Genomic DNA, 20610 nt, shown 5'->3' on the forward strand with positions numbered 1-20610 from the left:
AAATACTATTATGCTTGAAGCATATTCTTCAATTCTTTTACTGTATCAAAAGAAAGACCTGCTCCTAATGGACCTTGTAATAATGCTGCGACGGCAACAGCGACTGCAACAACATCTACGTTATTAGTAATAGTGATTGTTGGACTTCCGATATTTTCGAAGGTACTTGTATCAGTATCGACTTGAGCTTGCTTCTGGTCTTGATCTTGATACTGTAATTGATTTTGGTATTGATTTTGATTTTGATACTGGAATTGCCATTGCTTTTGTTGTTGAAGTTGTATCAAAATATCTTCTAATTTTGCTTCCATGCTTTTTGAATCCTTTTTCTTCTCACAATAGTTCTTCTCATAATGATTATTTTCATGATATCCCATTTTTTTCACCTCCTATTCTTAATTACAGTATGAAACTAAATTCCTCGTGTAAGGGTTATTGTCTTCCCCTTGTCCTTAAAACAATTAGACAGTAGGAATAAAAAGGGAAATAATTTTTGATCGTAAAAGCGGAAAGGGAAGTTAGATATTACAAAGTTCATCGTACCAATTATTTGAGGACGCTATTTATCACTAAAAAAGTAGGGTTGTTTAAGAAACATTATTTTAGGTATAAATATGTGGAATACTATCTGAATGGTTTTAAGGTGATTCAAATAAGGCTAAAGGAACGTATACGGATAATTAGCCAAATAAGTCAAGTTGACTCCGAATTTGCATTTAGGGAACAGGTAGAGGCTAGTAAGAATCCTTTAACCCTTGAATGTTTAGAAGTAAATTACGGAAAACAAATAGATAGTTACATAGACAAGGTTATTTTATATATTAAAGATTAAACACCTTTTCCAAAGTTGAGGAAATTTTAAAATGGAATAACTTTTTCGATAAAAGTAAGTAATGTTTAACAGGTAATTGTTAATGAGTGACTATTCATTCAAGTTTGAAAGTGATACTCTTTATTCAATGAAGTCAGATTAATTGTGGGAGCGATTGAATAATGAAGCTTAAAGTTGGGGCTATTTTCACGTGATTAAAAACGTTTAATGTGGAAGAAACACAACAGTTTTCAGAGGTAATAGGTGATAAGGGAAAATATCATATGGAATGAGATGAAAAAGAGCTTTATGTACAAGGTCTTTTACTGCGAGTATCGGGGATTTAGTTAATATTGCAAGAAGAGATGTTAAGTGGTTACCTTCGCCCTGTCAGGGGACACGATTACTTGTGAATTCACGATAACAGAAGTTGAATTTAAGACAATAGCCATGATTACCTTTTATCATAATCAAAGCGGAAAAGAAGTTCTGATTGGAATGAGTCATGGAATTATTAGGGGTTAATTAGCCTGTAAAAAAATATTAAAGCTATACTGCTTTAATTTGAATTGCTTTTTTATTTCCATTGTATTGTTATTAAATTATTCTTAATAATGAACCTTCTTGCTCAAGAGGCGTCAAATAAATAAAAGGAAGGCGCCTTTATGAAAAGATTAGTGTATCGACTTTTCGTAATGACTGTCTTTTTATCAATGATGATAGTAAGCGTAAGTGTTTCTCTGCTACAAGTTGGATCGAGATGGACCCGCAAGAAGTTAGCGACGAAGCTGAAGTAGTTATAAGTGGAACTTACGACTTTTCAAGTAAGCCGATAGACAGTGAATTTATTTTTCAAGGATATACGTTTGCCGTTGAAAATGTTTATAAAGGAGAGGCTACTAAACAAATAATCGCTGGAATTGACATGTATGATGTCGGTTGGGCTGAGGGATTTCAGAACGAAGGCGGTGAGTTTCTTCTGTTTTTAGAAAAGAGTGATTCTGCGACATTTCTTACACCTGTAGGAGGGCCAAATGGTATGGTTCAAGTCCTTAACGGCATAATAAATAATGAAAATGAAGAAATCGCAACTTATTATGCTGATTTTCTAAAAACGAGTCACAAGAATCCTAGCAGTGGAAACAATGTAGCGCTTATTGACAAGGAGAACTCAGATATATTTAATCCATTATATATCTGCGTAATTGCTTTGTTTGCAATCGCAGTTCTTATTTTACTATATCGTTTCGCAAGGAAGGGGAGGCGTTGAAAAAAGTTTTATTCATTCTCATAGTTTCAATGAGTGTATTTTTTAGTGCATGGCAAACAAAAGAATTGACATTCGTTGGTGAAGGCGAAAATTGGTGGGCAGAAGTGACCGTGACCCAAACTGACGGAGATGAACAATATGAAATTCAGATTATTTATAAAGGTAATGAGTTAGACAGTGTTAAAACCTTTGATTATTTCGTTGAAACAAGCACCAATGGAGTGCTGAATTTTGGTACAAACAATGTTTCATTGAACGAAAAAGGTAAGTTTCAACACAAAAGTTTAAGTTCTAATAGCCCTTCAACGAAACAAGAAGAGAAGCTGGTTTTGAAGGTAGTATGGAACGGGATTACCGAAAAAATCTTTTTAGAAAATTAGTAAATTAAGAACTAAATATGTCGAAACAAAGAATTCAATTAAATTCGCTAGGGGCTGTGATTGAGGCATCTCACTTTCTAAACGGAACTTCATCTTATCGCACTTTGGTAGATTATACAGAAGAAATGATTAAACGAAATGCCTGATCGAATTGCTTATCAGTTAGGGTGGGAAGATTGAGCGTTAAAGAAGTTATTAGCAGAGCGTTGCCGAGGAAAATAATAACTGCGGCGATTACAGTTCCTATTTATGCAATATTATTAGCGTTAGTGACACCATACTTCTACGAAAGTAACGTGTACTCACTATGGCGATATTTGGGAAAGATTTTAGTTACAACGCAAGGGTATATTCTATACAGTTTTCCGGCCATTCTTCTATATGGGGTGTTTACTTCTTCTAGTAAGCGACTTACTTTCATCCAAATTCACGAAAAATGAGTCAGTAAAGTTAGAGTGTTTTCTATCGTTACTTTTTCATATGATTTTCGGATTATTATTACTTTGGATTAGTCTGCCCGCGGCTCTAATTTACTTTATGATAGATAGGTATTTAAGCAAGCGAAAAACTCTGTATAAATGGAGCGAAACTTATATAAGCTTAATGATTCCAATTGGATTATTTCTATTGATAATATTGATTTTAGTAGTAGGAGATTTCACTGTGAACTGGAAGGACTATATTGTCTTTTGATTCACTATAACAATGATTTTATTAGTAGAAATGGGGTACCAGTTATGGAAGTTACGTTAGAAAAAGCAAACGAATTTGATGCGCAATCTCTTTTTGATATACAAGTAAATGCATTTTTACCATTACTTGAAGTTTATGAGGATTACAATACTAATCCAGCGAATGAAACGATTCAGCGAATGATAATAAGGATAAACAACACGTCAGGAGGAGTTTATAAAATAAAATCGGATACTATTCTTGTTGGCGCTATTAGTATCTGGTGGAAAGAGGAAACTGAATTTTGGATCAGCCCAATGTTTATACAACCGAAATACCAGGGGCAAGGAATTGCCCAGAAAGCAATATCACAAATAGAGGGACTTTTTCCTCAAGCGGTTAGTTGGGAGTTGGCTACTATAGCGGAAGAAAAACGTAATTGTTATTTATATGAAAAGATGGGCTTTATAAAAACAGGAGAAACCAAGAAAATAAATGACAGCACGACACTTATTTATTATAAAAAAGGTTTATGACTCTTATAAATTATTCTTGACCAACAGAAAGTGATTGAAGGGATGGAACACAGATTGCTAGAAAACTAGCACGTTTCGTGTGGAACAGGAAAAAGGCAGGGATAACAATAAATACTTATCTATTGCGGACAGTTAGTTGTAATTGGAAATGTCTGGAAATAATGAGAGGGGGATAATTGTGGGATATAAGTTTGAAATTATGACACAAGAACAAGCGGAAGAGATTGCATATAATTGGCACTATAATGCGGAATATTCTTTTTACGATATGGTAGCAGATAAAGAAGATTTAGTTGAGTTCTTAGAAGCTCAAAAACGGGGTGACTCAAACTTCTTTGTTACTAAAGACAATGATGCTATAGGCTTCTATACTTTTAATGAAGTAGCTAACAACACCATTGATATAGGGTTAGGCATGAGACCAGATTTAACTGGTAATGGCAACGGTTTGGGATTTGTCCAAGCAGGTTTGGATTTTGCTAAATCAAAATACAGACCAGAAAAAATAACATTATCAGTAGCAACTTTCAATCAAAGAGCTATAAAAATATATAGGGAAATCGGGTTTGATGAAGTTGATACATTTATGCAGGAGACAAATGGAAGTAGATTTGAATTTATGAGAATGCTTTATCGATGCTAATACAGGTTCATTACCTTTAATAGCTGGGATAACTTTTTATGTATGGCACTAACTTTATGACGAAAACAGAAGAAAGAATCTTTTATTACTTAATGTTACTTAGTGGTTTTATAATGCGGAGGTATTTACATTGAAAAATGGTCGTAATAGCGGTTTAATTTACTGGAGATTGAATTATAGAAAAAAGTTTATTAGGACTTTATGGATGATTCCACCTAGTATTATTCTGATTATAATGCTACTTATTTCCGAGATCTCTTATTCACTAAAAATAGTATTAACTTTGGCATTAATAGTTACTTTGCCTATTCAATTATTTTACACGCATTATAAGTGGAAAAGTGACATAGAATTTTAAAAATGAACTATTAAATTTTCTTGATGAGGAGAATATTGTTTATGGAAATAAAAATACTGACATTACAAACAGGTAAATTAGAAATAATGAAAGAATTTTATACGCAATATTTAGGTTTTTCTCTTTGTGGTGAAAGTCCAAAAAGTTTTCAAATTCAAGTAGGAACTAGCATTTTAGAATTTACGAATGAAAATGTAGTAGGGGAGCCATATTATCATTTTGCATTTAATATTCCACCCAATCAATTTCAAGAAGCGAAGGAATGGTTAAAAGGAAAAACAACGCTTTTATTAGAAGACGGAGAAGACGAGGCTGATTTTGCATTTTGGCCTGCACATGCTTGCTATTTTGAAGATCCAGCAGGAAATATAGTAGAACTCATAGCTCGATACTATGTAAATCCAAATAGTGAATCGACATTTGAAGTAAATAACATTTTGAATATCAGTGAAATTGGTTTAATTGTAAAAGATTCACCAAGGGTTGGCGAGCAATTCAAAGAAATAAATATTTTTGATAGTGATAATGATCCAATTACTACTTCTTCTTTAAACTTTATGCAAGAAAATAAAAATGGTGTTTTTATTATTTTAGCTAGCATAGGTAGAAGATGGCTGTTCTCGGAAAAGAAATCTGAAATTTTTCCAATGAAAATAACACTTGATAAACAATATTGCGTAGGTATAGATGAAGAACATGAATTTTTCATTAAAATTATTATGGAATGAAGTCATATAGGGACTTAGAATTTGTTGATGATAATGAATCAAAAGAATACCCTATTCAATTTTGAGAAGATGGATGGCAATTACTTTTTGGTAAACTTGAAAAGGTCGATTTCTCGTATGGGAAATCGACCTTTTCAAGTTTGTATGCTAATTGCTCCGATTGTAAATAAAACTCCCGATTTATTTTTTCATTCGACGAGAATATCAGCTTTTCTAAGTGCTTCTTCCGCTTTTCTGATATTTTCTTCGTCGTCCGCCAATACCGTATGAAGATGAATACCACCTTCTGTTAGCTTTGATAAATAAATAGCATCTGCCTCTTTGATTCGCTTGATGAATTCTTTTACTTCATTCCGATTGGAAACCATTATTGACGCACTAAGATCTCCATAGACAGGATGTTCAATTTTGACGTCCTTTACTGTAACGCCGTTATCGACAAAAATGTTCAACTCCTCCATCGTTTGGTCCGGAGTATGTTTGCAAACAATCGTCTTTTCGATTCTCCTGGGTGCCGCTTGCACATGCATATAAATATAGCCCTGACTTGTTGCGACAATAGGTTCGTTTTTTGCTTTCAGCAATGTAATATCTCCAACAATCACCTGACGGCTGACATTTGTCATTTCTCCGAGTATTCTTCCTGTAATAGGTTTATCGGACGTCTGTAACGTATCGACGATTAATTGGCGACGTTCATCCCCAAGAATTTTTTCGTTTTCATTCATTATATAACCACCTCGCATAGCTATTTTACCATATTTAACGTATGTATAACCCTAAATGATAGCCCTATATATGTTGACCTAATGAATACGGCGTATGCGCATTACAAAGGCTTTTGGGAGGCCACTGGAAAAGTCCCAATACTTAGAACTAATTAGAATTCTCGCCAATATTGCTCGACGCTTTGTGCATGCCTCCCGCGATAAGCCAGAAAGAAGACCGCTTGGGAGGGATTGAACTGCATCCCTCCTTAGTCTTATCGCTCCGGCTACCACGAAGTCGCGCCTTCGCTGAGCGCCAAGCGTTCTACAACCTAACATCCGGAATTACAACTCTCCCCTTATTGAGCGTCACAGCAGGTTCAACGGGATTCTTTAATTCAACATATATAGCAAGTAATTTTCGAGTAGTAATTGAAGAAGAGGCTAAAGGTTCGCAGGAAAGTATAAATATCAGAAAATACATTGTATTCCGCGAACAAGTATGTTAAGGTAATAAAATAATTAATATGAAGTCAAAACTTCATTTGGAAAGATAATGACGGAAGAACTTCAAAAAGGAAGAGTGAAGATGATATTAAAGGACCTGATTAACGAGTATTACGACCAACTGTCAAAAAGCCAGAAAAAAGTCGCGACTTATATAATCGATAACCCAAGAAATATTGCGATGTCTACGGCACAAGAAATTGGGAAGACAATCGGTGTCAGCGAAACGACAGTCATTCGCTTTTGCTATAGCCTGCATCTCTCTGGTTATGGCGAACTACAAAAGGTCATCCGTGAACAATTGCTATTTCAAGAGAGTAGCTTCACAACATATCAGAAATCTAAACTGGAACTTGAACAGGCACCGCATTTTTTCACAAAAGTGATGGAGCGGGATCGAATAGCGATTGGAGAGACGATGAAACAAATTAAAGAAGAAGACTACGAAAAGGCAATCGAGCAGCTCTCTCAAGCAGAAACCATTTATATTCTTGGTCTACGCTCTTCGTATACTGCAGCTATTTGGCTCTCATACACGCTTGGTTTAGTGAAAGGAAATGTCAGACTGTTACGACCAGAAACGGAGGATGTAATCCAAACGCTCAGTCAAATGAACGATAAGTCCGTTGTCATCGCCATTTCGTTTCATCGGTACTTGAAAGAAACAATTCAAATTGCGGAATTGGCACATAGACAACAAGCTTTCATTATCGGAATTACTGATTCAATGTTAGCCCCGATTCATACATTCAGTGATTTGTTATTTCCAATTTATTCGCCTAACAAGTCGACGCTCGATGCAACGGCTTCTCTATTTTCATTCATGAATGCGATTATTGCAGGATTGTCCGTGAAGGAGAAGGACAGTTTCGAAAAAAGACGTGAAACGTATCAATCGATACCAAGCGATTTCTTATTTGTTGAAGGAGTTGATTGAAAATGAAAGCAGTGTTACAAGAAATGAAGCCGATTGTTGAAAAGGTTTTTAACCATTTACACTCACATCCTGAAATTAGTTGGCAGGAATTTGAGACGACAAATTATTTGCAACAATTGTTAGAGAATGAAGGATTTCAAGTTACGACATTCGACGATTCAACGGGACTTGTAGTAACACTGGGGTCTGGTGATCCTTGTATTGGACTTCGAACAGATATCGATGCACTCTGGCAGGAAGTGGATGGGGTCTTTCAAGCGAACCATTCATGCGGACATGATGCGCATATGACGATTGCAATTGGCGCTTTACTCGTTTTGAAAAAGCTTAGGTATCCGAAAAACGGGCGACTAAAAGTGATTTTTCAACCAGCTGAGGAAAAGGGGACGGGCGCATTATCATTTGTGGAAAAAGGGATCGTTGACGATATCGACTATTTGTATGGTGTCCATCTCCGTCCGATTCAAGAAATCGGTCATGGCTATGCATCCCCAGCCATTATGCATGGTGCTGCAAAAATGATTAAAGGAACAATCGTGGGGACAGATGCGCATGGAGCAAGACCGCATCTTGGACAAAACGCCATAGAAGTGATGGCACTTCTCGTACAGGCAATCCACTCCATCCACGTTGACCCAATGGTCCCGCATTCTGCAAAAATGACGATGTTCCAAGCGGGTGGAGAGTCAGCCAACATCATTCCCGGAAGTGCAGTATTTAGTCTGGATTTACGCGCCCAAACAAACGTGGTTATGGACAAACTGATGAATTTAGTTGATAAAGCGATTAGTTCGGTTGCAGAACTGTCTGATGTTATCATTAATTATGAAATAATCGCGGAAATTGCAGCTGCCCAAGTCGATGACACTGCTGTCGAAATGATGGCACAAGCGATAAGGGAAACAGTTGGGGAACAATTTTTGGTGCCGCCTATTGTCACACCAGGCGGAGAAGACTTCCATTACTACACATTAAAAAGACCTTCTGTTAAAGCGACAATGCTCGGTCTTGGCTGCGACTTATCGCCAGGCCTTCATCATCCCAACATGACATTCAATCATGATAGTATACTGACCGGAATTGAAATACTCGTTCGAACGGTCATCCATTCATTCGGGCAGTTAGAGAGAAGGAAGTGAACCAAATGGACGTCAACCTATCCATTCGCAAACTAGAAACCAATGAAGACATGCGCCTGGTCCAATCGCTTGAACGAGCAATCTGGGGCCTTGAACCGATACCGACTCATCAAACCTATACGGCAGCGAAAAATGGCGGGTTATTGTTAGGCGCTTTCTTAGGTGATGAAATCGTTGGCTTTTCATATGGTTTTCCGGGTTTCACCAATGGTAAGCCGTATTTATGTTCACATATGCTTGGCATTCTTCCGAACTATCAACTGATGGGAATCGGAAAGTTGCTAAAGGATGAACAGCGTAAAATTGCCAAGGAAATGGGATACAATTTGATTACTTGGACATTCGATCCATTGGAAAGTCGCAATGCTTATTTAAATGTGTCGAAACTGTACGCAATTTGCGATACTTATTTAGTGAATTGTTACGGTGAAATGGAAGATGGTTTGAACAAAGGATTACCATCAGACCGTCTTCAAGTCGAATGGTGGGTTTCGAGCGAAAGGGTCGAGGACAAGTGGACACCGCAAGTTTCCGACTATGATCGACCATTTATAGTTGAGAAATCCCATAAAGGAAATCCAACACTAGTTGTGGATTCGGAAAATGTCCTGTTAAACAGTGTTGGTGTTGAAGTTCCGGTACCAGAACAATTTCAGTCGATCAAAAAGAATGAACCTGAACTAGCGCTCGACTGGCGATTGAAAATTAGGACCGTTTTTCAATCGTTATTTGGTTCTGGCTATGCGCTAGTAGGAGTGAATAGGTCTGAAGAAGGCGTTCATTATTATCAATTTGTAAAAAGAAACACAATTCCACTGACAATAAAAAATAGAGGAGAATCCGAATGATTATAAAAGAAATCAACATCCGAAAAATGAAAATGAGAATGAAGCACCCGTTCACAACTAGTTTTGGTACGTTCCAAGATAAAGATTTTCTGTTACTTGAAGTGAAAGATGAGCTGGGTAATACGGGATGGGGGGAGTCAGTGGCATTTCACTCGCCTTGGTACAGCGAAGAAACACTTGAAACGAATTTACATATGATCCGTGATTTTCTGATACCTATCGTATTAGGAAGGGAAATCGGACATCCCGACGAAGTAAGTGAATTGTTCGCTGCCATCCGTAAAAATAATATGGCGAAATCCACTTTGGAAGGCGCAATTTGGGATCTTTATGCTAAGCGTAACAAATTGACATTGGCGAAGGCTCTTGGTGGCGAACGCGATAAAATTGAAGTGGGTATCAGTATCGGGATCCATGAAAATATTGCTAATCTAGTCGAAACGGTACGTGGTTTTGTGGAAGAGGGATACAAGCGTATTAAAGTGAAAATCAAACCGGGCTATGACGTTGATGTAATCCGCGAGTTGCGCAAGAATTTCCCGGATGTGCCACTTATGGCAGATGCCAACTCGGCTTATACATTGGACGACATTGAACTTCTCAAACAGCTGGATGAATTTAACTTGACGATGATTGAACAGCCGCTTGCTTCAGACGATATTATCGACCATGCGAAATTACAAAAACAATTGAAAACACCAATCTGTTTGGATGAAAGCATTCACTCCCTTGAAGATACACGAAAAGCGATTGAGCTTGGTAGTACGCAAATCATTAACATTAAAATCGGTCGTGTTGGAGGTCTTACTGAAGCGAAGAAAATTCATGATTATTGCATGGAACGTCAAATACCTGTTTGGTGCGGCGGAATGCTGGAATCAGGAATCGGCCGTGCGCATAATGTAGCGCTCACAACACTTCCAAACTTCATATTACCAGGGGACACTGCTGGATCCTCACGTTACTGGGAGGAAGACGTTATTACTCCAGAAGTTGTAGTGGAGGACGGCTATATTACTGTTCCAACCGCATATGGAATAGGTTACGAACCAAACTTGAAAGCTATGAATAAATTCACGGTAGACGAGTTACACTTCAAAGCTGAATGAGGTGTGATGAGAAAGGCTGAATAGGTGTAGGGAAGGATGACTTAAATCGTCCTTTCTGACTGGAGAAATCAGAAAATAAAATCTATTGTAGTAGTTTGACTATAAAGAGACACTGCGGCTAAAACGGGGGATGAGTTATGAGAAAAAGTTTTCAAATCGCTGGAGCTTTTATCGGAGTGATTGTTGGAGCAGGATTTGCATCAGGTCAGGAAATTTTACAGTTTTTCACTAGTTTTGGACCAATTAGTATCGTTGGAACACTTGTAGCAACTGTCTTATTTGCATTTTTAGGGATGAACTTGACACAATTGGGAAGTCGTTTGCAAACTAAGTCTCATCAACGTGTAATCTATCATATATGTGGTCGTTATTTAGGGGTACTTGTTGATGTTATTATTACATTTTTCCTTTTCGGGGTAACTGTAGTCATGTTCTCAGGGGCTGGAGCAATTTTTGAACAGCAATTTGGCATTCCTAGTTTCATTGGAAGTATTTTGATGGCGATTGTAACCATATTGACGGTAACGTTGAGTGTTCAAAAAGTGATTACACTCATCGGAGCATTTACTCCGTTTTTACTATTAATAGTGATCGTAATTACAGTTTACTCATTAATAAATTTTGACTTTGCAACTGCTGATCTGTCAGCCGCTGTTGTCACTCAAAATAGAGGTGCATCCCATTGGCTACTGGGCGCAATTTTATATGTCTCTTATAATTTGGCAGCTGGAGCCGCGATGCTCACGGTTATGGGTGGCACTGTAAAGGATGAGAAGGTTGCGGCATGGGGTGGAATCATCGGTGGTCTTGGATTGGGACTACTCATCCTGCTTATCAATGTCTCAATGCTGACTCAGTTAAAAGCGATTGCAAGTGTACCGATGCCAATGCTGTTTTTGGCAAATAATATTAGCCCTATAATGGGGGCAATTATGTCCATTATCTTATTGGGGATGATTTACAATACAGCGGTTGGAATGTTATACGCATTTTCAGCTCGTATCGTTAAAACTGAAACAGTGCGTTTTAAAGGTGCCGTTACAATTTTTGGTGTAGCTGCGTTCGGCGCGAGTTTTATTGGATTCATCACACTTGTTGGTACTGTCTATCCAGTGATGGGCTACCTAGGTTTCACATTAATTGCTGCAATTATCTTCACATGGGCAAGGAAAAAAGGAACAGTTGGTAAAATAGATTCTTCGAATTAATCAATGCTTCACAAATCAAATTCAGTATTGTTTGGTTATTTGAAACTATCGGTAATTGAGTGGTGAAGAAGGAGTAATATGTGGCAATAAGGTGTGAAAGAGAATGGGATTTATCAGCTAGCGAATCCCAACATCACAAACTCCTGCATTAGCCTTCGTAATCTTATGCAAAAACATAGAGGGAATTATCGCCGCGAAAGTTAAGCCCTTTCGTCCTTAATACCAGGACGATTGGGCTTTTACTGGGTATAGGAAGAAGAGAAGGTGGGTTTGCTACTTTTTACAACAATAACAAAATAGTAATATCTTAGATTGCAGAATGTTATTGTTACGGATTGAACATGTGTTGATTAACCAAAGTTAACCTGAAGATAGGAACTTTTTTCGAAATGCTGTGAAATAATCTTGAAGGTAGAATGGAACAGGTTGACACATGATTATATAGAACTATAATTAGTAGAGAATTATCTTATAATAGTTGTAAAGGAGAACCGATTTTGTTTACTCATCCTTCCATGGAATCATATAGTGTAGTTGTTGGTGAATACTCTTTTTCAATCATTCTTTTGTCCGTTATCATTGCGAGCTTTGCTTCCTATACCGCGATATCAATGAATGAGCGAATGCAAGAGAATAGCTTTTTTCATCGAAATTTGTGGCTCATATTAGCATCGGTTGCTTTGGGGTTCGGGATATGGTCCATGCATTTTATTGGAATGGGTGCCTATTTATTACCCATTTCGATGACTTACAAACCTGAGCTCACATTTTTGTCGATTATTCCAGCAATTGCAAGTTCATTTTTAGTGTTTACTTTAGTCAACCGCACGCGAAAAACGATTGGATTAAGTTTGATTTCGGGTGTCGCAATGGGAATTGGTATCTCTGCCATGCATTATATTGGGATGGCGTCTATGGAATCAGATGCTATCTATACATATGATCGCACAATTTTTACTGCATCTGTGGCGATTGCAATTAGTATTTCTTTTATCGCAATCTACATTTTTTCTTCTCTTCAGCATCTTTTGAAAAATAAACTCCTGAAAACAGTTACTTCGCTCGTTATGGGGTTAGCAATTTCTAGCATGCATTATACCGGACTCATGGGGACTACTTACTATATTCATCGTGACAAGATTGATAGTCTGCATGAGATTCATCAAATGGATATGAACTATCTTAACATTACAGTTTCAATTGGTTTGGGTCTATTGCTGCTATTATTACTATTATCGAGTTTTATTGATCGGTATATTGATTACCGCGTAAACTATTTCGAGTCCTTAACGAGAATTCCAAACAGGCGGAGCTTTGAGAAAATGTTGAACAGTCCCTCTTATGATGGAAGTCTTGCAATGTGGTATATCCCCGACATTGAAAAAATCAATGTTGAACAAGGGTATATTTTCGGAGACAAAGTTATTCAGTATTTGGGTCGTTTTTTCTCGCAGTGGTCATCATCCTCTATGAAACTTTACCAGCTTCAGGGCAAGCGTTTTGTCTTTCTTCTTCAGGGGGTGGACGGAATCGTTGAGTTTGAACGCACCATGAATAAGGTTGCAGAGCAACTTAAAGCACTGACTGAAATCGATGGCAAATTAATTAAGATTGAAGCGGTCTGCGCGATGTCAACTACGGAAGAACATCGGGATCCGAAGCGTTTGTATACAGAAGCGCTTACTGTGTTAGAGCATCCATCGACACGCTATGATTACCAGGTGATTCGTTTTGATAATGCAATCCATTCTCATTCATTCGAAGAAGAAATCCTAGAGAGTATAGAAGGTGCGATGCACGAAGGACAATTATTCATGGTTTATCAGCCGAAAGTAAGGGCTAGTACTAATGAATTGTCGGGGTTTGAAGCTTTGATTCGCTGGAAGCATCCGAAATACGGTATGCTATCTCCAGTAACTTTCATACCAATACTTGAACAAAGCACACGAATAGGAGACGTCACGAACTGGATAATCGAGCAAGTTTGCAAACAGATTGCAGAGTGGGGAAAAACGACTTTCCAAGTACACCCCGTTTCAATTAATATTCCTGGGGATTATGTTACATCACCAATCCTACTTAATGTATTAACGGAAATGGTGAAAAAGTATAAGTTGGAACCGTATAATTTAGAATTAGAAATTACGGAAACGAGTGTAGTGAATTCGATTGAAGATGCGGTGAAAGCCCTCAATACGTTTCGGGAAAAAGGTTTTTCTGTAGCATTGGATGATTTCGGAACAGGAGTTTCATCTTTGTCTTACTTGAAAAGATTGCCGATTTCGACTTTGAAAATAGATAAGTCATTTATTGACGATGTACCACAATCTGAGAAAGATTCATCTATTCTCAAGGCAATTCTCGCAATCGGTCGGACGTTAAATTTAGATATTGTACTAGAAGGTGTAGAAACTGAAGAGCAAGTACAATTTCTAAGCCAAGAGTCGGAGTCGTTAATCTTCCAAGGCTATTATTTTGCTAAGCCAATGACTTCGACAGAACTTTTGAATTGGTTAGCGCAGCGCAAGCCGGTTTAATTTTAAGAAACTATGCTGAATGGTTTAAAAGATTAAATGTTATGGATAATCTATAGGGTGCTCTAAATAGTTGAAAAACGTTCTAAGCTTGAACTAACGAAAAAATGTATAAGAAATTCGTTCTATTCGCAATTCTACCTGTTGTTCTCGTCACCATCTTGCTCATAATAAAATGAACTTCAATACCTGAAAAGGCACCGACATATGGGAGTATTACTATTTGTCATTACTTTAGAGGGGCAGTGACGATATTCATTGTCCGTTCATAATATCTGAAGTAAAAGTAGTTCACTCATACACGCTTGACAATTCAGTTAAGTGTTGTATGATTGTTTAAAATCTTCTAAAACTTGAACGGTGATGAAGGATTACTATGCGAATCCATGTTGTGAAAGAGAGCGGAATTTATCAGCTGGAAGATTCCGTCACGACAATCGCAGAACCTACCTTCGTAGTCTTATGTAAAACATAGGCGCCCCCCTCGGCGTTATGGGGATAAGTGGGATGTGTTCGCATGCATCCAATTATGGTGGTACCGCGGAAGCTAAGCCCTTTCGTCCTTAATATCAGGACGAGTGGGCTTTTTTTGTTTTCCACCACAAGAAGGAATGGGGTATTGGAATGAAAAAACAACGGATTGTCGTGAAAATAGGAAGCAGTTCTTTAACAAATGTTAAAGGTGAAATCGATCAAACGAAATTCAACGATCATATCGATGCGCTTGCCGTACTACGTAAAGCAGGGCATGAAGTGATCCTTGTTTCTTCTGGTGCAGTCGCGGCTGGGTTTGCAAAGTTAGGCTATTCATCGCGGCCAATAACAATCAAAGGGAAACAGGCGGCTTCGGCGGTGGGCCAGGGTTTGTTAATGCAATCTTATATTGAAAAGTTTAGTGTTCATGGAATCGTGCCAGCTCAGATTTTATTGACACGAATCGATTTTTCGAATCGTGAGCGCTATAGAAATGCATTTGCGACTATGACGGAACTGTTGGAACGCGGAATCGTGCCCATTATTAATGAAAACGACACAGTCTCTGTTGAAGAACTGACTTTCGGTGACAATGATATGCTGTCAGCACTTGTCAGTGGCTTGCTCCATGCGGACCAGCTTATTATTTTAACGGATATTAATGGACTTTATGAATCAAATCCACGCAAATATCCATTAGCGAAACGACTTGATTATCTTGAACAGATTACAGATGACTTACTAAAAGGAGCTGCCGATACGGGATCAAAAGTGGGAACAGGTGGCATGAAATCAAAACTACTAGCTGCAAAAACAGCAACATCACTAGGTGTTTCCGTTTTCATCGGAAGGGGAGAAGGTTCGAATAAACTACTAACGATTTTACAGGGGGGAGGCGACGGCACCTATATTTCCAATCCAGCTATCGCTAAGATTAATACGAGCAGACAATGGATCGTGTTGCATTCCGAATCGACAGGTGAACTTCACGTTGATCAAGGGGCGGAAGTGGCTATTTTATATAACGGAAAAAGCTTATTACCTGCAGGTGTTGTTAAAGTAAACGGGGATTTTCAAAAAGGTGACGTTGTTGAAGTATTTGGCGTGAATGGGATTTTAGGTAAAGGAGAAGTAAGTTATTCTTCTGGTGAATTAAGAAACGCGATTGAAGACAGAAACAAGGAAAAAGAAGGTGAACTAGTTTCATCGGCTGTTGAAGTCATTCACCGGGACCGCTGGGCACAAATATGAAATGAGGGGATTTAGCATGAGCGAAGTACACTTAAAAGGGAAAGCTGCAAAAGAAGTAAGTTATTCGTTGGTGAACATCACAACCGACCAAAAGAACAAAGCACTGGCATTAATTGCCGAACAATTAGTGGTCGATCAAACGTCCATACTTGCTGAAAATCAGAAAGACTTGGACGATGGAAAAGCGAAAGGTTTTACAGACGCAATTCTTGACCGCATCCTACTCACTGGAAAACGAATAGAAGACATGGCGAATGCCATCCATCTGTTAATCGAATTACAGGATCCGATTGGAGAGACAGTGGAGACCATTGAAAAAGACAATGCATTGCTTATTGAAGTGAAGCGGGTACCAATTGGCGTTATCGGTATGATTTATGAAGCGAGACCGAATGTCACTGTTGACGCGGCGACGCTTGCCCTTAAAACGGGGAACGCCGTCATTTTACGCGGAAGTTCTTCTGCGAAATATTCGAACTTGGCTCTTATAAAGTCAATTCATGCTGCTCTTGATAAAAGTGATGTTCCCAAAATATCTATCCAATTAATTGAAGATACGAGCAGGGAGACGGCAAAAGAACTGTTCCGGCTTAATGAATACTTGGACGTTCTAATTCCAAGGGGTGGCAAAACACTTATTGAAACAGTAATTCGTGAAGCAACAGTTCCGGTCATTCAAACTGGGGCGGGTAATTGCCACATCTATATTGACGAATCAGCAGAGCTAGAAATGGCTACTAATATTGCATTGAATGCAAAGATTCAGCGTCCATCCGTTTGCAATGCCATTGAGACAATCTTAATCCATGACAAGTGGTTTGCATTTTATGGAAAAGGACTTATCGAAAAATTGCAGGAGAACGATGTGGAGATATACGGAGATGAAACTGTTGTTCGAGAATGTGAAAAGGTGCGAGCTGCATCCGAATCAGATTGGTCAACGGAATATCTCGGGTTAACAGTTAGTGTCAAAATTGTAACGAGTATGGAGGAAGCAATTACTCATATTACCAAATACGGGACAAAGCATTCCGAAGCGATTATCACCAATGATGAAAAGCATGCTACGATTTTCTTGAATTATGTCGATGCCGCCGCTGTTTATCATAATGCTTCGACGCGATTTACGGATGGTTTTGAATTTGGTTATGGCGCGGAGATTGGAATTAGCACACAGAAATTGCATGCACGGGGTCCAATGGGATTAAAGGCATTGACTACGACCAAGTATGTCATCCGTGGGAATGGGCAAGTGCGGGTATAGAGAGGAGTATTGGGGAATCCGAGGGTATGTTCGAAAATCGCGGGTAAATCCGTGAAACAGTGGGTACACCCGAAAGCAGCAAGTGGAAACCCATAGCAAACAACATCAAAAAATCCGCGGAGTTTAACATTCCGCGGATTACTTTAATTCAATTCCAAATGTTGCTTCATGGTACCTGTAACTTCCTGTAATTCTGTTTCATCCATAATGTAATACCATATACCGCCGTTCATTCGCTTGCCTTCACCTTTTTCAAAATGAAGTTGCTCCACTTTACCAGCCGCGTCACGGTAATTCTTTTGGACGTCTACCATTTCATCGAACGTCATATTTGTTTTTACATTGTCACCCAGGGCATTGAAGACACTGCGGTATTTTAACAGACTTTTTATGGAGGTTCCTTCATGCAGTACTCCTTCAATTACCTGTTTCTGTCGATCTTGACGCCCGAAGTCGCCGTTAGGATCGCCTTTCCGCATCCGCACATAGGATAGTGCTTCTTTGCCGTCCAAGGTGATGTCACCAGTAGCGTAATGAATCGAATCCTGTGTAAATTCAAAAGGATTGTTAACACTGATACCGCCGACGGTATCTACAATTGTCTGGAAACCTTCCATATTAACTTCCATAACATAATCAATGGGAATATCCAGTAGATTCTCGACCGAATCCAGTGACATCTGAATGCCACCGAATGCATACGCATGGTTTAATTTATCTGTGGTCCCGTGGCCAATGATCTCTGTGTACGTATCCCTTGGAATACTAACCATTTTCGTCGTTTTTAACTTAGGATTAACGGCCATTACAATCATCGTATCCGAGCGGCCTTTATCACCTTCGCGTTCATCAACACCCAAGACAAGCACTGAAAACGGATCTTGGTTACCCAAAGTAATTCCTTCTGCTCGCTTCTCAGATAATTCGCGGTCAATCGGTTTATACATAGCTTTCAACGTTGACGTCAAGTCAAAATAGACATTCAATGCAAAACCGCCGATTATTAGGCTGATTACTGCAATGACCCATGGCCATTTTCTACGTTTCTTAATTTTCTTCATATCTGCTCGATTCATTATAGTTCCTCCAGTAGGTGTCATTCGAAAAAGTGTACCAGGATATAGACGCTCAACCTTACGTCTAAGTTTCAATTAGATTAAGAAAGATCCAGCTAGATTATTAAGGCTTCTAGTTTTTTACAGTTTAGAGCCTGGAATTTAATCGAATACAATTCGCATCAGTACTTAAATAAGTGTTGAAACAGCATTGTAATGTAGAAACTCTGCTGCTATAATTCGTATACTTAGTTATGAAATGTTTGGTTATTTTTACAAGCAAAGCATTATAAAATTCACAACGGTGTTTAATGAAGGAGAGACTGCATTGGAAGATAAGACACGATTACGCCTCGTTTTGACGGGGATTTTATTGGGAATATTAATGGCTGCAATGGATAATACAATTGTAGCGACAGCGCTCGGTTCAATATTGGGAGATTTGGGCGGTGTGGACAGCTACATTTGGATTACGTCTGCTTATGCAGTAGCTGTACTTGCGGGTATGCCGATTTTCGGAAAGTTATCCGATATGTATGGACGAAAAAGGTTCTTTTTATTTGGTATCATTGTTTTCTTAGTTGGGTCTGCTCTTTGTGGGCTTGCACAAACGGTTCCGCAGCTTGCGGTATTCCGGGCGATCCAAGGAATTGGGGGAGGGGCATTATTACCAATTGCATTCACTATTGTCTTTGATGTATTTCCTCCTGAACAGCGTGGTAAAATGACAGGCCTTCTTGGTGCTGTATTTGGCGCTTCAAGTGTTCTAGGTCCTTTGCTAGGCGCATGGATTACGGAATCAATAAGCTGGCACTGGGTATTTTACGTCAATATTCCAATCGGCGCGATTTCTTTATTCTTGATCATTCGCTATTATAAAGAAGCTGCACAACCGATCAAGCAGACAATCGACTGGCTAGGAGCAATTACACTTGTTACAGCTGTCGTCAGCCTGATGTTTGGGCTTGAATTGGGCGGGAAAAAGTTTGAGTGGTTATCATGGCAAAGTATTACCCTCTTTAGTATATTTATTGTCTTTTTTATTGTCTTCATATGGGCTGAAACGAGAGCAAAAGAACCGATTATTTCATTTTGGATGTTCAAGAACAGACTTTTTGCTTCATCCCAGGCCCTGGCATTCTTATATGGTGCTACATTTATTGGCCTGACAATTTTCATCCCTCTTTTTGTGCAGGCTGTATACGGTGGATCTGCCACAAATGCGGGAATTATTCTTATGCCGATGCTTCTTGGTTCGGTCGCTGGAAGTGCACTTGGAGGAATATTGCAGACGAAAACATCGTATCGCAACATCATGGTGATCTCGGTTATCGCTTATTCAATCGGTATGGTATTAATGAGTACGATAACACCTGATACATCACGAATCGCATTATCCCTATTTATGGTACTTGTTGGATTTGGCGTAGGGTTTTCATTTTCATTACTGCCCTCTGCATCGATGCATGAAATGGACTACCGCTATAGGGGATCGGCTAACTCAACGAACTCGTTTTTCCGTTCGTTAGGCCTTGCCCTCGGGATTACCATCTTCGGTGCGATTCAAACAAAATTGCTAACAAGTGAAATGAGCACTGGTTTTGCGAAACTTGGTGGAAGCGGGCAGGGCGGACCGGAATCACTTGGAAATATCCAAACGGTATTTCAGCCAGAAGCTCGCGCCAACATCCCGCCAGATATATTGGATGTGATTGTAAATGCAATGTCTACATCAATTTCAGCCACATATCTCTGGTCACTTATACCAGTTGGAATTGCAGTTATTGCCGTTTTCTATATGGGTAATGAAAGACTAGATGTAACTAAAAAACAGTAAAACAGTAAAGCTGTCACATCCATTTTTTACAATGGGCGCGACAGCTTTTCTTTGATTTATGACAGTTGCTACTACAACTAGTTTCGTTTGAAGCGACTGGTTTTCTTGGATTTTAACCGTTGTATTCTGTCGTCTACTTCTTGTTCCATTTCAGCTGTTTTACCTTCATCTACTTGGAATGAAATGATTTCATCACCTTGGATTTCAACTGAAAACCATGTGCCAGCCTTGCTGTCAATTGGGAGCGTGTTTATGTCGACATGGAATTCTTTCTGCAATTTTTCAACTAAAAGAAGTGCTTTATCGTCGTCTGTGAACCGATCGAGATATGCTAAATACATA

Annotated in this window: 18 protein-coding genes; 14 read left to right on the forward strand and 4 right to left on the reverse strand. The window is 38.7% G+C overall.

All coding sequences use genetic code 11. From position 1 onward, the window contains the following. Positions 1 to 8: 8 nt before the first annotated feature. Positions 9 to 377: a hypothetical protein gene (locus tag H7992_RS10670; RefSeq protein ID WP_187047516.1), complete on the reverse strand. Its 369-nt coding sequence runs from the start codon at positions 375 to 377 to the stop codon at positions 9 to 11. Between the two features lie 1194 nt (positions 378 to 1571). On the opposite strand from H7992_RS10670, the gene H7992_RS10675 reads away from it, so the two are divergent. From H7992_RS10675 to H7992_RS10695, 5 genes are all read left to right on the forward strand, one after another. After that, entirely contained in the window at positions 1572 to 2081 is a 510-nt protein-coding gene (locus tag H7992_RS10675; protein ID WP_187047517.1) for a hypothetical protein, read from the forward strand. Next, positions 2078 to 2461: a hypothetical protein gene (locus tag H7992_RS10680; protein WP_067208416.1), complete on the forward strand. Its 384-nt coding sequence runs from the start codon at positions 2078 to 2080 to the stop codon at positions 2459 to 2461. Before H7992_RS10675 ends, H7992_RS10680 begins: the two co-directional genes overlap by 4 nt. 737 nt (positions 2462 to 3198) lie before the next feature. Beyond that, on the forward strand, positions 3199 to 3669 hold the full coding sequence (locus tag H7992_RS10685) for a GNAT family N-acetyltransferase (protein ID WP_187047518.1): 471 nt from the start codon (positions 3199 to 3201) through the stop codon (positions 3667 to 3669). A 178-nt stretch (positions 3670 to 3847) separates the two neighbouring features. Beyond that, entirely contained in the window at positions 3848 to 4312 is a 465-nt protein-coding gene (locus H7992_RS10690; RefSeq protein ID WP_255428641.1) for a GNAT family N-acetyltransferase, read from the forward strand. A gap of 399 nt (positions 4313 to 4711) precedes the next feature. Further along, positions 4712 to 5398, forward strand: coding sequence for a hypothetical protein (locus tag H7992_RS10695; RefSeq protein ID WP_187047519.1), 687 nt, complete (start codon positions 4712 to 4714; stop codon positions 5396 to 5398). 188 nt (positions 5399 to 5586) lie between these two features. On the opposite strand, the gene H7992_RS10700 is transcribed toward H7992_RS10695, so the two are convergent. Beyond that, entirely contained in the window at positions 5587 to 6126 is a 540-nt protein-coding gene (locus tag H7992_RS10700; protein ID WP_187047520.1) for a transcription repressor NadR, read from the reverse strand. 568 nt (positions 6127 to 6694) lie between these two features. On the opposite strand from H7992_RS10700, the gene H7992_RS10705 reads away from it, so the two are divergent. The 8 genes from H7992_RS10705 to H7992_RS10740 all read left to right on the forward strand — a co-directional run bounded on the left by H7992_RS10705 (position 6695) and on the right by H7992_RS10740 (position 17376). Continuing rightward, entirely contained in the window at positions 6695 to 7549 is an 855-nt protein-coding gene (locus H7992_RS10705) for a MurR/RpiR family transcriptional regulator (RefSeq protein WP_187047521.1), read from the forward strand. 2 nt (positions 7550 to 7551) lie between these two features. Continuing rightward, positions 7552 to 8688, forward strand: a complete 1137-nt coding sequence (locus H7992_RS10710) for a M20 peptidase aminoacylase family protein (RefSeq protein WP_187047522.1) — start codon at positions 7552 to 7554, stop codon at positions 8686 to 8688. Between the two features lie 5 nt (positions 8689 to 8693). Next, positions 8694 to 9536: a GNAT family N-acetyltransferase gene (locus H7992_RS10715; RefSeq protein WP_187047523.1), complete on the forward strand. Its 843-nt coding sequence runs from the start codon at positions 8694 to 8696 to the stop codon at positions 9534 to 9536. Beyond that, complete coding sequence (menC, locus tag H7992_RS10720; protein ID WP_067208439.1) at positions 9533 to 10645, forward strand: o-succinylbenzoate synthase; 1113 nt, start codon at positions 9533 to 9535, stop codon at positions 10643 to 10645. The genes H7992_RS10715 and menC overlap by 4 nt, the downstream gene beginning before the upstream one ends. A gap of 137 nt (positions 10646 to 10782) precedes the next feature. Then, positions 10783 to 11853 (forward strand): YkvI family membrane protein, encoded by a 1071-nt coding sequence (locus H7992_RS10725; RefSeq protein WP_067208441.1) that lies wholly within the window; start codon positions 10783 to 10785, stop codon positions 11851 to 11853. 497 nt (positions 11854 to 12350) lie between these two features. Continuing rightward, on the forward strand, positions 12351 to 14390 hold the full coding sequence (locus H7992_RS10730) for a bifunctional diguanylate cyclase/phosphodiesterase (RefSeq protein ID WP_187047524.1): 2040 nt from the start codon (positions 12351 to 12353) through the stop codon (positions 14388 to 14390). Positions 14391 to 15011: 621 nt separating this feature from the next. Then, positions 15012 to 16112 (forward strand): glutamate 5-kinase, encoded by a 1101-nt coding sequence (gene proB, locus H7992_RS10735; protein ID WP_187047525.1) that lies wholly within the window; start codon positions 15012 to 15014, stop codon positions 16110 to 16112. Between the two features lie 16 nt (positions 16113 to 16128). Then, positions 16129 to 17376 carry a glutamate-5-semialdehyde dehydrogenase gene (locus tag H7992_RS10740; RefSeq protein ID WP_187047526.1) on the forward strand — a complete coding sequence of 416 codons (1248 nt, stop codon included), beginning with the start codon at positions 16129 to 16131 and terminating at the stop codon, positions 17374 to 17376. Positions 17377 to 17519: 143 nt separating this feature from the next. On the opposite strand, the gene H7992_RS10745 is transcribed toward H7992_RS10740, so the two are convergent. Next, on the reverse strand, positions 17520 to 18452 hold the full coding sequence (locus H7992_RS10745) for an LCP family glycopolymer transferase (protein ID WP_304627123.1): 933 nt from the start codon (positions 18450 to 18452) through the stop codon (positions 17520 to 17522). Positions 18453 to 18759: 307 nt separating this feature from the next. Here H7992_RS10745 and H7992_RS10750 point away from each other — a divergent pair, with 307 nt between their 5' ends. Continuing rightward, entirely contained in the window at positions 18760 to 20268 is a 1509-nt protein-coding gene (locus tag H7992_RS10750) for an MDR family MFS transporter (protein WP_255428642.1), read from the forward strand. Between the two features lie 77 nt (positions 20269 to 20345). Here H7992_RS10750 and H7992_RS10755 read toward each other — a convergent pair whose 3' ends face one another. After that, positions 20346 to 20609 (reverse strand): DUF3006 family protein, encoded by a 264-nt coding sequence (locus tag H7992_RS10755; protein ID WP_067208454.1) that lies wholly within the window; start codon positions 20607 to 20609, stop codon positions 20346 to 20348. Between the last annotated feature and the right edge of the window lies 1 nt (position 20610).

The organism is Sporosarcina sp. resist, assembly GCF_014302295.1.
In the GTDB taxonomy this organism is placed as follows: Bacteria; Bacillota; Bacilli; order Bacillales_A; family Planococcaceae; genus Sporosarcina; species Sporosarcina psychrophila.

Coding starts and splice junctions, on each gene's coding strand:
- proB (WP_187047525.1), top strand. CDS start 15,012: ATGAAAAAACAACGGATTGTCGTGAAAATAGGAAGCAGTTCTTTAACA.
- H7992_RS10755 (WP_067208454.1), bottom strand. CDS start 20,609: ATGTATTTAGCATATCTCGATCGGTTCACAGACGACGATAAAGCACTT.
- H7992_RS10685 (WP_187047518.1), top strand. CDS start 3,199: ATGGAAGTTACGTTAGAAAAAGCAAACGAATTTGATGCGCAATCTCTT.
- H7992_RS10725 (WP_067208441.1), top strand. CDS start 10,783: ATGAGAAAAAGTTTTCAAATCGCTGGAGCTTTTATCGGAGTGATTGTT.
- H7992_RS10710 (WP_187047522.1), top strand. CDS start 7,552: ATGAAAGCAGTGTTACAAGAAATGAAGCCGATTGTTGAAAAGGTTTTT.
- H7992_RS10700 (WP_187047520.1), bottom strand. CDS start 6,126: ATGAATGAAAACGAAAAAATTCTTGGGGATGAACGTCGCCAATTAATC.
- H7992_RS10740 (WP_187047526.1), top strand. CDS start 16,129: ATGAGCGAAGTACACTTAAAAGGGAAAGCTGCAAAAGAAGTAAGTTAT.
- H7992_RS10745 (WP_304627123.1), bottom strand. CDS start 18,452: ATGAATCGAGCAGATATGAAGAAAATTAAGAAACGTAGAAAATGGCCA.
- H7992_RS10705 (WP_187047521.1), top strand. CDS start 6,695: ATGATATTAAAGGACCTGATTAACGAGTATTACGACCAACTGTCAAAA.
- menC (WP_067208439.1), top strand. CDS start 9,533: ATGATTATAAAAGAAATCAACATCCGAAAAATGAAAATGAGAATGAAG.
- H7992_RS10670 (WP_187047516.1), bottom strand. CDS start 377: ATGGGATATCATGAAAATAATCATTATGAGAAGAACTATTGTGAGAAG.
- H7992_RS10675 (WP_187047517.1), top strand. CDS start 1,572: ATGGACCCGCAAGAAGTTAGCGACGAAGCTGAAGTAGTTATAAGTGGA.
- H7992_RS10715 (WP_187047523.1), top strand. CDS start 8,694: ATGGACGTCAACCTATCCATTCGCAAACTAGAAACCAATGAAGACATG.
- H7992_RS10695 (WP_187047519.1), top strand. CDS start 4,712: ATGGAAATAAAAATACTGACATTACAAACAGGTAAATTAGAAATAATG.